12 protein-coding genes are annotated in these 13,184 nt (G+C 66.5%); 7 read left to right on the forward strand and 5 right to left on the reverse strand.

Features of this window, described 5'->3' with window-relative positions:
• Positions 1-36 precede the first annotated feature (36 nt).
• On the forward strand, positions 37-1,536 hold the full coding sequence (locus QNI11_RS12920) for a CoA-acylating methylmalonate-semialdehyde dehydrogenase (RefSeq protein WP_100930166.1): 1,500 nt from the start codon (positions 37-39) through the stop codon (positions 1,534-1,536).
• A 287-nt stretch (positions 1,537-1,823) separates the two neighbouring features.
• A complete protein-coding gene (locus tag QNI11_RS12925; RefSeq protein WP_283980440.1) occupies positions 1,824-2,879 on the forward strand; it encodes a YeeE/YedE family protein in 1,056 nt (351 codons plus the stop codon).
• A gap of 139 nt (positions 2,880-3,018) precedes the next feature.
• Here QNI11_RS12925 and QNI11_RS12930 read toward each other — a convergent pair whose 3' ends face one another.
• Both QNI11_RS12930 and QNI11_RS12935 read right to left on the reverse strand, forming a co-directional pair.
• Entirely contained in the window at positions 3,019-4,317 is a 1,299-nt protein-coding gene (locus QNI11_RS12930; protein ID WP_283980441.1) for a DUF3422 family protein, read from the reverse strand.
• 152 nt (positions 4,318-4,469) lie between these two features.
• Positions 4,470-4,871 (reverse strand): DUF6314 family protein, encoded by a 402-nt coding sequence (locus QNI11_RS12935; RefSeq protein WP_283980442.1) that lies wholly within the window; start codon positions 4,869-4,871, stop codon positions 4,470-4,472.
• A 186-nt stretch (positions 4,872-5,057) separates the two neighbouring features.
• On the opposite strand from QNI11_RS12935, the gene purB reads away from it, so the two are divergent.
• The 3 genes from purB to QNI11_RS12950 all read left to right on the forward strand — a co-directional run bounded on the left by purB (position 5,058) and on the right by QNI11_RS12950 (position 7,456).
• Positions 5,058-6,365, forward strand: a complete 1,308-nt coding sequence (gene purB, locus QNI11_RS12940) for an adenylosuccinate lyase (RefSeq protein ID WP_283980443.1) — start codon at positions 5,058-5,060, stop codon at positions 6,363-6,365.
• Between the two features lie 156 nt (positions 6,366-6,521).
• The gene (locus QNI11_RS12945) at positions 6,522-7,037 is read left to right on the forward strand and encodes a hypothetical protein (protein ID WP_283980444.1); all 516 of its coding nucleotides are present in this window, start codon (positions 6,522-6,524) and stop codon (positions 7,035-7,037) included.
• A gap of 266 nt (positions 7,038-7,303) precedes the next feature.
• Positions 7,304-7,456 (forward strand): adenylosuccinate lyase, encoded by a 153-nt coding sequence (locus tag QNI11_RS12950; protein ID WP_100930161.1) that lies wholly within the window; start codon positions 7,304-7,306, stop codon positions 7,454-7,456.
• 75 nt (positions 7,457-7,531) lie between these two features.
• Here QNI11_RS12950 and QNI11_RS12955 read toward each other — a convergent pair whose 3' ends face one another.
• The gene (locus tag QNI11_RS12955) at positions 7,532-8,086 is read right to left on the reverse strand and encodes a response regulator (RefSeq protein WP_283980445.1); all 555 of its coding nucleotides are present in this window, start codon (positions 8,084-8,086) and stop codon (positions 7,532-7,534) included.
• A 302-nt stretch (positions 8,087-8,388) separates the two neighbouring features.
• Between QNI11_RS12955 and QNI11_RS12960 the strand changes: the two genes are divergently transcribed.
• Positions 8,389-9,447: a FliG C-terminal domain-containing protein gene (locus QNI11_RS12960; protein ID WP_100930159.1), complete on the forward strand. Its 1,059-nt coding sequence runs from the start codon at positions 8,389-8,391 to the stop codon at positions 9,445-9,447.
• 196 nt (positions 9,448-9,643) lie between these two features.
• On the opposite strand, the gene QNI11_RS12965 is transcribed toward QNI11_RS12960, so the two are convergent.
• The gene (locus tag QNI11_RS12965) at positions 9,644-11,344 is read right to left on the reverse strand and encodes a thiamine pyrophosphate-requiring protein (RefSeq protein ID WP_283980446.1); all 1,701 of its coding nucleotides are present in this window, start codon (positions 11,342-11,344) and stop codon (positions 9,644-9,646) included.
• Positions 11,345-11,517: 173 nt separating this feature from the next.
• Here QNI11_RS12965 and QNI11_RS12970 point away from each other — a divergent pair, with 173 nt between their 5' ends.
• Complete coding sequence (locus QNI11_RS12970; protein WP_283980447.1) at positions 11,518-12,456, forward strand: lysophospholipid acyltransferase family protein; 939 nt, start codon at positions 11,518-11,520, stop codon at positions 12,454-12,456.
• 10 nt (positions 12,457-12,466) lie between these two features.
• Here QNI11_RS12970 and QNI11_RS12975 read toward each other — a convergent pair whose 3' ends face one another.
• Positions 12,467-13,168, reverse strand: coding sequence for a thioredoxin family protein (locus tag QNI11_RS12975; protein ID WP_254698207.1), 702 nt, complete (start codon positions 13,166-13,168; stop codon positions 12,467-12,469).
• Positions 13,169-13,184: the final 16 nt, after the last annotated feature.

Below are 13,184 nucleotides of genomic sequence, written 5' to 3' on the forward strand. Positions count from 1 at the left end.
TAGGGTCCGCGCAAGAACGAACTCTGGAGGACTGCCATGACCGAACTCACCAACTGGATCAACGGCCAGCACGTCAAATCGACGTCGGGCCGCACCTCGGACGTCTACAACCCCGCCACCGGCGAAGTGCAGGCGAAGACACCGCTGTCCACCGTGGAAGAGCTGAACGATGCCGTGGCCAAGGCCGTGGAAGCGCAGAAAGCCTGGGGCGCCACCAACCCGCAGCGCCGCGCCCGCGTGATGATGAAGTTCGGCCAACTCATCAACGAGCACATGGACGAACTGGCCGAACTGGTCTCGAAAGAACACGGCAAGACCCTGCCCGATGCCCGCGGCGACGTGCAGCGCGGTCTCGAGGTGGTCGAGGTCTGCATGGGCGCGCCCAACATGCTGAAGGGCGAATTCACCGATGACGGCGGCCCGGGCATCGACCTCTACTCCATGCGCCAGCCGCTGGGTGTCGTGGCCGGCATCACGCCGTTCAACTTCCCCGCCATGATCCCGCTGTGGAAGATGGCCCCGGCCCTGGCCTGCGGCAACGCAATGATCCTCAAGCCGTCCGAGCGTGTGCCCTCCACCGCCCTGCGGCTTGCCGAACTGATCAAGGAAGCGGGCCTGCCCGACGGTGTCCTGCAGGTGGTGAACGGCGACAAGCAGGTGGTCGACGCAATCCTCGACAACGAGGACATCGCCGCCGTGGGCTTCGTCGGCTCCACGCCCATCGCGCAATACATCTATGGCCGGGCTGCCTCCAACGGCAAGCGCGCCCAGTGCTTCGGCGGCGCCAAGAACCACATGATCATCATGCCGGACGCCGACATCGACAAGGCGGCGGACGCCCTGGTGGGCGCGGGCTACGGTGCCGCGGGCGAGCGCTGCATGGCGATCTCCGTCGCCGTTCCGGTGGGCCAGGAAACTGCCGACAAGCTGATCGACGCCCTCGTCCCCCGCGTCGAGAAACTGAAGGTCGGCCCCTACACCTCCGACGCCGACGTGGACTACGGCCCGGTGATCACCGCGCAGGCCAAGACCCGCATCGAGGGGCTCATCTCCTCCGGCGTGGACCAGGGCGCCAAGCTGGTGATCGATGGCCGCGGCTTCGAGCTGCAGGGCTACGAGAACGGCTTCTTCTGCGGCCCGTCGCTGTTCGACAACGTCACCCCGGACATGGACATCTACAAGGAAGAGATCTTCGGCCCCGTCCTGTCGACCGTCCGCGCCGAGAGCTATGAGGATGCACTGAACCTTGTGATCGACAACCCCTACGGCAACGGTACGGCGATCTACACCGCCGACGGCGACACCGCACGCGACTTCGCGCACCGGGTGAACGTGGGCATGGTCGGCATCAACTTCCCGATCCCGGTGCCGCTCTCCTACCACACCTTCGGCGGCTGGAAGAAATCGGCCTTCGGCGACCTGAACCAGTACGGCCCCGATGCCTTCCGCTTCTACACGAAGACCAAGACCGTCACCGCGCGCTGGTTCTCCGGCATCAAGGAAGGCGGCGAGTTCAACTTCAAGGCCATGGACTGAGCCTGACCGGCTGTCTCCATGCGCTACGCATACAAGGTGAAGGAGTGCCCTGCGGGGCGCTCCTTTTGCATTTCCGGCCTCCCTTGAAAAATAAGAACGCCCGGCAGCGCCATCCCGTCCCTGGGAAAAGCCGCTCCGGTCCCGCCGGTCCACAAGAGACCACGATTTCATCAATCCCGCCTGAATCGGGAAGCCATCCCCGCTTTCCAACCGCGCCACATAGTATGAAGTGTTGATTGCCCGGACCTTTTGCCCCAGATGGAACGCTGTTCCTGATGGAGGCCCCCATGTACGAATCTCTCGGCTTCGAAAACCTCACCGCGCCGCAGGCGGCGGTCTACCTGGCCGTGGGCCTCGGTCTCCTGTTCGGCGTGCTCGCCGAACGTACGAAGTTCTGTTTCCGCCGCGCGCTTGTCGGTGAAGACCGCCGCGCCGCGTCCGGCGTCTGGTTCATGGCGCTGGCCACCGCGCTGATCGGCACGCAGGCCGCCGTGGCGGCAGGCCTGATCACCTTCGACGATCACCGCTTCATGGCCTCTGACCTGCCGTGGCTGGCCGTGCTTGTGGGCGGTCTGGCCTTCGGCGCGGGCATGGTCCTGACACGAGGCTGCGTCTCCCGCCTGACGGTGCTCAGCGCCACCGGCAACCTGCGCGCGCTGACCGTTCTGGCGATCTTCGCGGTCACCGCCCATTCCCTGCTGAAGGGCATCGCTTCCCCGATCCGCACCACGCTCGGCAGCGTGACCGTCGACCTCGGCGCCACGACCGGCCTCGCCAGCCTGCCCGGCGGCGCATGGCTCTGGACCGCCGTCCTCGCCATCCTGGCCCTGCTGATCGTGGCCCGCTCCAAGGCGAGCCCGCTGTCGCTCATCGGTGCGGCCCTGCTGGGCCTCCTCGTCCCCGCCGCCTGGGCGGGCACCGGCTTCATCCTTTACGACGATTTCGACCCGGTGGTAATGCAGAGCCTCGCCTTCACCTCCACCTGGTCCGAGACGCTCTTCTGGGTCATCGCTTCCACGGCGGTCCCGGCAGGGTTCGGCGTGGGCCTCGTCCTCGGCGTGCTTTGTGGCAGCTTCCTCTCCGCCGCGGCCGCAGGGCGCCTGCAGTGGCAAAGCTTCTCCACGCCCCGCGAAACCGGCCGCTACCTGACCGGCGCCATGCTGATGGGTTTCGGCGGGGTTCTCGCGGGCGGCTGCACGGTGGGCGCGGGCCTCTCAGGCGTCCCTACTCTCTCCTTCGCCGCACTGCTCGCCATTGGCAGCATCGCCGCGGGCGGGCTTCTCACCAACGCGGTTCTCAAGACCGCCCCCCGCGGCGCCCACGCCATGGCACCGGCAGAGTGACCCTGGCCTTCATCTTGGCATAATTACCTCGGGGGAGCCGAAGGCGGGGGCAGCGCCTCCTGCGGCCCGGGCACAGCCCGGGCTTTTCCTGTCTGCGCGCAGGCGCAGGCCGCATGATCACCGCCGCAGGGCAGCCAAATCAGAGGTCCGGGCCCGCCCGTTCAACGTGATGACGGATGCGCCGGATCATCAGCCAGACCACCAGCACCACCGGCACCACCGCTGCCGCCGTCATCGTGCCCTTTGAGAGACCCAAAGCCTCGGCCACCGGGTACAACAGATAGGACACCAGCGACACCGCGTAGTAGCTGATCGCCACCACCGACAACCCTTCGACCGTGTGCTGCAGCCGCAATTGCAGCTCCGCCCGCCGGTCCATGCTCTCCAGGAGCCGCTGGTTCTGCGCCGAGCGACCGACCTCGACCCGCGTGCGCAGCAGGTCCGCCGCGCGGGTGGCACGGGCCGTCATGCTCTCCAGCCGCCGGGCAGAGGATTTCACCGTGCGCATGGCAGGATCGTACCGGCGCATCATGAACTCCGAGAAGGTCTGCCGCCCCTGGAACCGCTCTTCCCGCAGGACCGCGATCCGCTGGCCGACGATGGCCTCGTAGGCCTCAGTCGCACCCAGCCGGAAGGACACCTGTGCCGAGATCTTCTCGAGCTCCGCGGAGGACGCCAGCAGGGTCTTCAACGTAGCCTCCTCGTGCCCCTCGCTTTCCGTCATCACCTGCATCAGGCGCGTCAGCTCGCGGTCGATCTCGCCCATGCGCGGCGAGACCTCCTTCATCCTGGTGAAGCCCAGCATGGACATGCTCTTGTAGGTCTCGATCTCGCACAGCCGCTGCACGATGCGCCCGGCGCGCCGCTGGCCGACCGACGGCTTGGTGAAGACGGCAAACCGCTGGTGGCCGGCGGAGTCGATGCGGAAATCCCCGGCGATAACCGCCTCCCGGTCGATGACTTCGCTGACGGCAATGCTCTCGGGCACCAGCCAGTCTTCAAGCCGGGCGCGGATGTCCTCATCGTCCATCCGCCGCTCCACCCGGATCATGGCGGAGGTCACGCGGACGCCCGGCGCCTTGTCCAGCCAGCCCTGCGGGAAAACCGCGAAATCCGCCGGGTCGAAGGGCCGTTCCCCCAGCCCCGGCAGGAAGACCGTGTAAGTAACGAACTCCGTGTGCTGCTCCCACTTCACCGTGTTCTGACCGATCCGCGCGCTGAAATGCGTGGCCCCCGGCGACGGGTGCGCGGTGCCGTGACGGTCCAGAAGGTCGATCAGGTGGGCAAAGTCCTCGTCGCGGTCCCGGGACGCCGCGTCCTTGGGTTGTTTCACCGCGAGGTAGACCGCCCGGCACGGCGTCGTCAGCGACGGAAACGGCCGCGCGTGAAGCTCGTTGGCAAGCTTGTACCGCAGCGGGTGATCGGTGATCGGCGGCATGTCAGGTCTCCAAGGGTCGGTCACGTTGATGCCGCGCCGCAGCATCAATGTAAAGCCATTTCCGCAAGCATTTCAACACGTTACATGGATACGACGGTATACAGCCAAAGGTCTCGGACGGCGTAGCGGGAAAACCCCGGCAAAACATGCCCTTACCCGGCCAGCGGGGCATAGCGGCTTGTCATCACGTAGTCCTTGCGAGGCCCCCGGACCTGCCAGCGCGCCGTCCACTCCGGCCACCGGGTGAAATCGTAGGTGACATCGTACTGGTCCGGATCGCACCAATGCGCGGCCTCCCCGCCCTCCGGCGGCACCGCGTGAAAGAACCGGCCGTCCTCGAAATAGACGTCCAGCCCCGGCCCCCAGCGGTAGCTTCGCTCCGCCTGGAACGCGCCGCCGCCGACTTCCAGCACGCCGCGCTCCACGTAATCCGCACCCTCCTCGCCCGGCACCCATTCCGCAGTCCCGGTGAACCGCCCGCGCGAACCGTCGCCGTGGGCGATCTCGCGTTCCACCCGCCAGCACCCGATGAAATCCGCCAAATTCACTGCCATGGACGCCTCCATCCGCCTTGGTTTTCCTGTCTAGCACGGACCGCCAGACCTGTCGCCGTTTCGCACGCCGCCCCCGCGCATGCACGGCCCCGCCCCGCCGCCATTCGTCGCAAGTCCCCACACCCTCTTGAGACCTGCGCCCGCCGCCCCTAAACCGCCTGCGTCCGACATCCGCAGGAGGCCCAGATGATTCCCCGTTATTCCCGCCCCGACATGGTCGCCATCTGGTCGCCCGAAACCAAGTTCCGCATCTGGTACGAGATCGAGGCCCACGCCTGCGACGCCATGGCGGATCTGGGCGTCATCCCCCGCGAAAACGCCGAGGCCGTCTGGAAGGCCAAGGACGTCGAGTTCGACATCGACCGCATCGACGAGATCGAGCGCGAGACCAAGCACGACGTCATCGCCTTCCTCACCCACCTGGCCGAGCACGTGGGCTCTGACGAGGCGCGCTTCGTCCACCAGGGGATGACCTCTTCCGACGTGCTCGACACCTGCTTCAACGTGCAGCTCGTCCGCGCCTCCGACATCCTGATCGCTGACCTCAAGGCGCTGCTCGCCGCGCTGAAGAAACGCGCCTACGAGCACAAGGACACCGTCCGCATCGGCCGCAGCCACGGCATCCACGCCGAGCCCACCACAATGGGCCTGACCTTCGCCCGCTTCTACGCCGAGATGGACCGCAACCTCAGCCGGATGCGCGATGCGCGGGCCGAGATCGCCACGGGCGCGATTTCCGGCGCGGTCGGCACCTTCGCCAACATCGATCCGGCTGTCGAGGAACACGTCTGCGAGAAGATGGGCCTCGTGCCGGAGCCGATCTCGACCCAGGTGATCCCGCGCGACCGTCATGCCGCCTTCTTCGCGACGCTCGGCGTCATCGCCTCCTCGATCGAGAACATCGCCATCGAGATCCGCCACATGCAGCGCACCGAGGTGCTGGAAGCCGCGGAGTTCTTCTCGATGGGGCAGAAGGGTTCTTCGGCGATGCCGCACAAGAAGAACCCGGTCCTGACCGAGAACCTCACCGGCCTCGCGCGGCTTGTCCGCATGGCCGTGATACCGGCAATGGAAAATGTCGCCCTCTGGCACGAGCGGGACATCTCCCACTCCTCGGTGGAGCGCAACATCGGCCCCGACACCACGATCACGCTGGACTTTGCCCTGCACCGTCTGACCGGCGTCATCGACAAGCTGCTGGTCTACCCGCAGAACATGCTCGACAACATGAACAAGTTTCCCGGGCTGGTCATGTCGCAGCGTGTGCTTCTGGCGCTCACCCAGGCCGGTGTCAGCCGTGAGGACGCCTATCGCCTCGTCCAGCGCAACGCGATGAAGGTCTGGGACAACCGCACCGACTTTCGCGAGGAACTGCTGGGCGACACCGAGGTGCGCGCCGCGCTGTCCGAGTACGAGATCAACGAGAAGTTCGACCTCGCCTACCACACGAAGCACGTCGACACGATCTTTGCCCGGGTCTTCCACGAGGACTGAGGCGCCATTCACGCCCTGACCGGGCGCGCGGTTTCACCGAAACGCCGCGGACATTGAAAGCCGGGGGTATTCCATACTCCCGTCTATTCCCCACTCGAAAAGCGGCAGGCGCATGCTAATCTCTGTTGCAGGATGCAATCGACAGGGACAAACGCCATGCGCTGCCTCGCCCTTCTGACAAGCCTGCTGCCCGTCGCCGCCTTCGCCGCAGGCACCGACAGTTCCACGCCGCCAAAATCCGCCTGCAAGGCCGGCTACGTCTACGACGTGATGTCGGACAAGTGCGTCAAACCCCAAAGCGGACACGTCGACGACATGATGCGGCTGGATGCGGTGCGCGGCTATGCCTACGAGGGCAAGTTCGCCGACGCGCTGATGGTTCTGGACGCCATGGATGACCAGCAGGCGGACGGCGTGCTGACCTACCGCGGCTTCATCGCGCGGATGTCGGGCGACATGGACGGTGCGAAGCGCTGGTACGATGCCGCGCTGGCACAGAACCCCGACAACCTCCTCGCCCGCAGCTACATGGGCCAAGGCCTCGTGCTGGAAGGTGACTGGGTCGGTGCCAAGCGCCAGTACGACGAGATCATCGCCCGCGGCGGGCGCGGCACATGGGCCGAGGCCTCCCTCCGCGACACGATCACCACCGGCACGATCTACACCTACTGACGTGCCATGGGCCCTTGGCCAGTTTGCTGGCCAAGGGCGGGCGTTTTTGAACCAGCGACGTGCCAGCGGACGCGACCGAGAATTTGTCGTTCCGCCCGTTTGCCAACCTCTGGCCCCTTCTGGGTCTTCGCGTGCATTGGGACTGCCCAATATCAACAGCCCAACCCGCCATCACGGAATGGTGAGATGCCCTCCTCTGCACCGGCGTTTTGAGAAGTTGCATTTGCGTGCTACCTTTTCGTCCATCCCAACAGGAGGACGACCCGATGAAGATCACCACGATTCTCACTGCCGCCGCCCTGACCCTTGTCCCGGTGCTGGGCTCTGCCTGCCAGTGGCATGAGAAGCAGGCCATGACCTGCGCCGAAGGTTCCGCCTACGACGCCGACACCCATAGCTGCAAGGTCGTCACCGGCTGACCCCTTGCCCGTTTCGCGGTGGCGCCGGGGCTTCTTCCCTCTCGCCCTGGCGTCGCGCGGTACGGTCCACCCGCTTCAATGCACTCGCTGCCGCACGTCGGACAGCGCGAGAAGCATCTGCTCCAGTTGATCGAGATCGTTCATCGCGCTTCGCGGGATCGTCCGGCGCGCACCCGACTTGGCCCGGCGCAACGTCCGCAGCATCCGCGCCACGGCGGCATCGAGGCTGTCGCTCACATGGGCGCCGAAGTCCGCGACGAGCGCGCCGTCGGCCGATGCCCGTGAAAGGCGCCGCCGCTCCAGGAACTCCTCAACCATGCGCGTCAGGCCAACACGGCTCAGCGCGTCTTTCGGCAAGGTGGCGACGGCGGGATCCAGAAGACTGGGATCGACGCTGCTGACAACGCAGATCAGCACGTCGGCAAACGCCTCATCCGACATCAGTTCCCGGGCGAAATCCGTGCCCTGCCCGTCCGGCAACCGGTGATCGACCAGCACGATATCCGGCCGTACCCGGTCCAGATGGGCGCGCGCCGCCGCGATTGAATCGGCCTCGAGCACCTCCACCTCTGTCACGCCCTTGCCGATACAACGGCCCAGCATCGCCCGGTCGAACACATCGTCGTCCACGACAAGGCAACGGGTCCGCGGCGTAGCGACCGCCTGCGGTTCGGGGAACTCCAGTTTTCGGGCAATCCGTTGCATCTGAAACCTCTCTCGCTTTGCCCCACGGAACATCAAATCCCGGTCCTTGCCGCATCGTGTGCCGGGCCTCCCTAACGCCGTCTTAAGCGATCAGAGGGAAGCCACGCGGCTTTGTCTCGAACTCTCCAGAGATCGCGTGAATCCGGTGCCCTCGGACGCCGTCCTTAACGGGCCAGCAACCTTGAGCCGCTAGCAAGTGATCCGGACTGCTATCCCGGAGATCGCAAATGACCAACATGCATGCGCTCGCCGCCCTGCCGAGTCCGTCCTTCGGCGGTGGCAGACTGCCCCTCTCCCGGAAGGCGAAGGCGGCGATCATCGTGCAATTCCTGTTGAACGAGGAAAGCGATGTGCCGCTCGCCTCGCTGCCCGACGACCTGCAGGAGGAGCTGACCATGCTCCTCGGCAACATGCGCTACATCGACCGCGAGACCCTGAATCAGGTGGTGACGGAATTCTCCGACGAGCTGGAGTCGGTCGGTCTGTCGTTTCCCGGCGACATGGCCGGTGCGCTGACAGCGCTGGACGGGCGGATCAATCCCCGCACCGCGTCCCGTCTGAGGAAAGAGGCCGGCGTGCGCCAGACCGGCGATCCCTGGGACCGTATCAACGATCTTGCCGTCGAACGGCTGGAGGCGCTCGTGCTGTCCGAAAGCACCGAGGTCGCGGCGGTCATGATGTCAAAGATCGACGTGGGCAAGGCCGCGCAGGTGCTGGCAAAACTGCCCGGCGACAAGGCGCGCCGGATCTCCTACGCGGTGTCGATGACCACCGGGGTCACGCCGGATGCGGTCGATCGGATCGGCCTGTCGCTTGCTGCCCAGATCGACGCGGAGCCGGAAAAGGCCTTCGTCAAACGTCCCGACGAACGGCTCGGCGCGATCCTCAACTATTCCAACAGCGCCGTGCGCGAGGAACTGCTCCAGCAGCTCGAACAGGAAGACGCCGAGTTTGCGGAGGCGGTGCGCAAGGCGATCTTCACCTTCGCCAACATCCCCGAGCGGCTGAATGCCATCGACGTGCCGAAGATCACCCGCGACGTGCCTCCCGATACGCTTGCTGTGGCACTCGCCGCCGCCACCTCGGACGAGGACCGGCGCACCGCGGAATTCCTGCTGTCCAACATGTCCAAACGCCTGGCGGAAAACCTGCGCGAAGAGGCCGGCAACAAGGGCTCCGTCAAGCCGAAGGTCGGGGAAAAGGCCATGGCGGCGGTCGTCTCTGCCATCCGCGACCTGGTTTCGGTTGGCGAGATCGAGTTGCTGGACCCCGACGCCGACGAATAGAGGGCCTTTTGCGTGCCGGGGGTGGATTGCCCGCCTTGGATCGGAGGTCCCTCGGGACGGCAACCCTCTTTCTCAGAGGAGACGCTTGGCGCCCCTCCGCCCATCGCGTGCATCAGGGAAACCAGCCAAGCGCCCGTTCCGCGGTCCCCGGTATTTGCACGTCGGTCACCCCCGCCACCCGGAGACTCTCCGGAGCTTAAGTCACCCGCGCAATGGCGATGTTCAGCAGCGCCTGCCGTCCTGCATCGGCGGCCTCCACCGCGCGCTCCAGCGCGGCGGGCAGATCGGCCCCATCCGTCACCGTCTCCGTCCAGGCACGGCTGGCGGCGGCGGTGAGCGCAAAGTCGGGGCTGGGCCGGAGGGAGGTCAGCGGCACCTCGTTCGTCGCCCGCGCGTGCCCTTCCGGGTAGAGCCCCTCAACCGAGTGCCGGACCGCGCCCCATTCCTCGTTGTTCAGGACCAGGGTGACGACCGCGATCCCCTGCGCCTCTGCCACCTGGTGACAGGCCGTGGGGTTGGCGAACATGTAGCTGCCGTCGCCGATCGTGGCGAAGACCAGCCGCTCCGGATCGGCAAGCTTTCCCCCCATGGCGGCAGGCAGCCCCCAACCCAGCCCGCCGGAATGCGGTTCCTGGAAATAGCTGTCAGGCTGGTCCAGCATCAGCGGTTGAAGGGGGCAGCCCAACTCGTGGAAGACCGTGGCCTTGCGGCCCTTCACCACCTCGCCGAGGCAGAGCGCCACCCATTCCTTGCTCATCGGGGCTCCCCGGCCCGCCTCTGCCTGCGCCCGAACAGCGGTGCGTGCCGCGTCCGACGCCTGTGCCACAACGGTTCGCCGCGCCTCCACCCGCGCGGCGTCCGGCGGAAGCGCCCGCATCGCCGCCCCGAGCGCCGCAACCGTTCCGTCCACGGGTCCGGACAGGGTGATGGCAGCCGGAAACATCCGCACCGGCGTGCGCGAGAACAACGGGTCCGGCCCCGCCTGGATCACCGTCACATCGTCGCGCAGGGTCACCTTGTCCGGGAACCACGGCGCCAGCGCGTCGAGCACCAGCACGACGTCGGCCTCTGCCAGCCACGGCGCCGGATCGCTGCCGACCTGCATGGGATGCGCGATGGGCATTGCGATCTGGTTCGACCAGTAGTGCGAAAGCGGCAGGGCAAAGTCGTCGCACAACTGCGCAAGGGCCGCGAACCCCTCTGCGCTGCCGGCGCCGCGCTGGGAGAGGATCAGCGGCCGCTCCGCGCCGACCAGCGCCTCTGCCGCCCGCTGAACGGCGGCAGGTTCGGGCGCGGTGACGACGGGCGCAATCCGCGAGGGGCGGTCCAGACCTTCCGGCGGACAGGGCTCGCACAGCACTTCGCGCGGGAGACTGAGGTAAACCGGCCCCTTAGGCGTTGAATTGGCAATCGCCCAGGCGCGGTCCAGAAGGTCGGAGATCTGCTCGGGGAAGCGCAGTTCATAGTGCCACTTTGTGGTCTCGCGGATCAGCGCTTCCTGATCGAACATCTCCTGCCCCCAGCCGATGGGCACTGTCCGGGCGCCGAAACGTGTGTGTTCTGTGACCGGCGTCCGCCCGGACATCACGATCATCGGCACCTGGTCGCACCAGGCGTTGATCAGCCCGGTCGCCCCGTTCGACAACCCGACATTGGTGTGCAGGAGCACCGCCTGCGGGCGTCCCGTGACCTGCCACGCGCCATGCGCCATCGAAACGGCGGCGTGCTCGTGCGGCACCGTCACCGGTATTGGCAGATCCAGCCCCTGACGCCGCGCCTCCACCAGCCCTTCGATCACGGGCGGGAAATCCGTGCCGGAGTTGGCAAAGACATAGTCGATGCCAAGGGCCTTCAACTTGCCGAAGATCGCGCCGCCCGCGGTGATCGCGCTTTTCATTGTCCTGTGCCTCCCTCTTGTCCCGAGCAGTTGTACCGCCGCGCTCCGGGATATCCCAGCCGGTTGGCGCACCGGTCCGGACCGCTTCGTCCTGTGCGCGGCAGGTTGCGCCCGCCCCCTTGCCGCTGCCCGGCGCCCGACCTAAAACACCGCCAAACGCGGGAAGGCAGACCTTGGCGACTGGCGAAGACACATCAAAGGAAGCGCCCGAAGGCCGGTTCAGCGAGCGGCTCGCTGACATCGCCTTCAGCGTGTTCATCAGAACGATCCGGCTGCTCCCCGCCCGCCAGCGGCTGGCCCTCGCCGGGTGGACGACGCGCAAATGCCTTGCGCCGCCGCTGGGATGGTACAAGCGGGCCGACGCCAACCTCGAATTCGTCTGGCCGGACACCCCGCCCGAGCGCAGGCGCGAGATCGCGGAACAGGCCATCGACAACCTCGCCCGCGCGCTGATCGAGAATTACGACCCCAAAGAGATGCTGGCCCGCGGCAGCCGCTACCCGCTGACCGGACCGGGGCTGCCCGCGCTGGAAGAGGCGCGCGCCGCGGGTCGCCCGGTGCTGCTGATCAGCGGCCATTACGGCAGCCCCGTCCTGCCCCGTGCGGCCCTTTTGGCGCGCGGCTACCAGACGGCGGGTTTCCTCAGGGCTATGTCCAACCCCTACATGAACGAGCGCTACGTGCAGAACTACCGCGACGTCGGCGGAGAGGTCTTCGTGCAGGGACGCCGCGGCACGCTGGGGCTGATGAAGTACCTGCGTGGCGGCGGCATGGCGGCGATGCTTTTCGACGTCTTCGAATCCTCGGGCGAACTGATCGACTTCCTCGGCCAGCCCGCGCCCACCGCTACGTCGCCCGCAGAGATCGCACTCAGGACAAACGCGCTCTTGCTGCCCTACTTCGGCATCCGGCACGCGGACCGATACGGCTTTGACGCGGTGTTCGAGGAGCCGGTGCCGCACACAGATCCGGTGACCATGATGACGGAGGTAACGGCCCGGCTGGAGGCGCGCATCGAAGAGGATCCCGGCCAGTGGATGTGGACGCATCGCCGCTGGAAACCCAAGCGCGTGGCGAAGTACCGCGCCGCCGAGACCGCCCCGCCAGACTGACCTGCACGCCTCAGCGCAGGCGACGGGCCGCGAGGATCGCGCCGTTCTTCGGCTCCTGCAGGATGACCACGACAGGTGTGCCCGCAGGCACCGGGACCGCGCCCTCGAAAGTGCCTAGCCCGTCCCAGCGCGCCGCCACGTCCCAGTCGCGCACGATGTGGGTGTAGGTGATCGTCTTGCCAGCATTCTCGCCCCGCCCGATCGAGACCTCTTCGGACGGCAGGTAGCGCACCACGTGGATGTCACAGGGGCGTTCCGTTCCGTCGCCGGTCGCGCGGATCAGCACACGGTCGCCCATCCGCTCCAGCGAGAGTTCGACGTGGCTGACATCGGAGCGGTGCTCCTCGATCAGCGCGGCGACCTGGCCCGGACGGGATCCGACCACGTCCTCGCGCCCGTTCACGATGATCTGCGGCGTGTAGATCATCTTCCAGCCGTTGGCGCGGGCGTAACCCTTCTGGCGCTTGGTGGCCTTTGGCGTCGCGAACACGTCCTTCCAGCCGATGTAATCCCAGTAGTCGACATGCAGGGCAAGGGGGATCACGTCTTCGCGGTCGGCGAGTTCCGCCAGCAGTTCGTCGGCGGGAGGACAGGATGAACAACCTTGCGAGGTGAACAACTCCACGACAACAGGATGGGTGGTTTCTGCGCCAGCCGTGCTGCCGGCGAGTCCGATCCAGATCGCCATCCCGAGTGAGAGAAGCCTTCGCATGAGATTGCCTGCTGTT

The sequence above is a fragment of the Sagittula sp. MA-2 genome (genome assembly GCF_030126985.1).
Classification (GTDB): Bacteria; Pseudomonadota; Alphaproteobacteria; order Rhodobacterales; family Rhodobacteraceae; genus Sagittula.

Excerpts from the sequence above, each read along its gene's own strand:
- QNI11_RS12920 (WP_100930166.1), top strand. The coding sequence starts at position 37 with ATGACCGAACTCACCAACTGGATCAACGGCCAGCACGTCAAATCGACG.
- QNI11_RS12925 (WP_283980440.1), top strand. The coding sequence starts at position 1,824 with ATGTACGAATCTCTCGGCTTCGAAAACCTCACCGCGCCGCAGGCGGCG.
- QNI11_RS12930 (WP_283980441.1), bottom strand. The coding sequence starts at position 4,317 with ATGCCGCCGATCACCGATCACCCGCTGCGGTACAAGCTTGCCAACGAG.
- QNI11_RS12935 (WP_283980442.1), bottom strand. The coding sequence starts at position 4,871 with ATGGCAGTGAATTTGGCGGATTTCATCGGGTGCTGGCGGGTGGAACGC.
- purB (WP_283980443.1), top strand. The coding sequence starts at position 5,058 with ATGATTCCCCGTTATTCCCGCCCCGACATGGTCGCCATCTGGTCGCCC.
- QNI11_RS12945 (WP_283980444.1), top strand. The coding sequence starts at position 6,522 with ATGCGCTGCCTCGCCCTTCTGACAAGCCTGCTGCCCGTCGCCGCCTTC.
- QNI11_RS12950 (WP_100930161.1), top strand. The coding sequence starts at position 7,304 with ATGAAGATCACCACGATTCTCACTGCCGCCGCCCTGACCCTTGTCCCG.
- QNI11_RS12960 (WP_100930159.1), top strand. The coding sequence starts at position 8,389 with ATGACCAACATGCATGCGCTCGCCGCCCTGCCGAGTCCGTCCTTCGGC.
- QNI11_RS12965 (WP_283980446.1), bottom strand. The coding sequence starts at position 11,344 with ATGAAAAGCGCGATCACCGCGGGCGGCGCGATCTTCGGCAAGTTGAAG.
- QNI11_RS12975 (WP_254698207.1), bottom strand. The coding sequence starts at position 13,168 with ATGCGAAGGCTTCTCTCACTCGGGATGGCGATCTGGATCGGACTCGCC.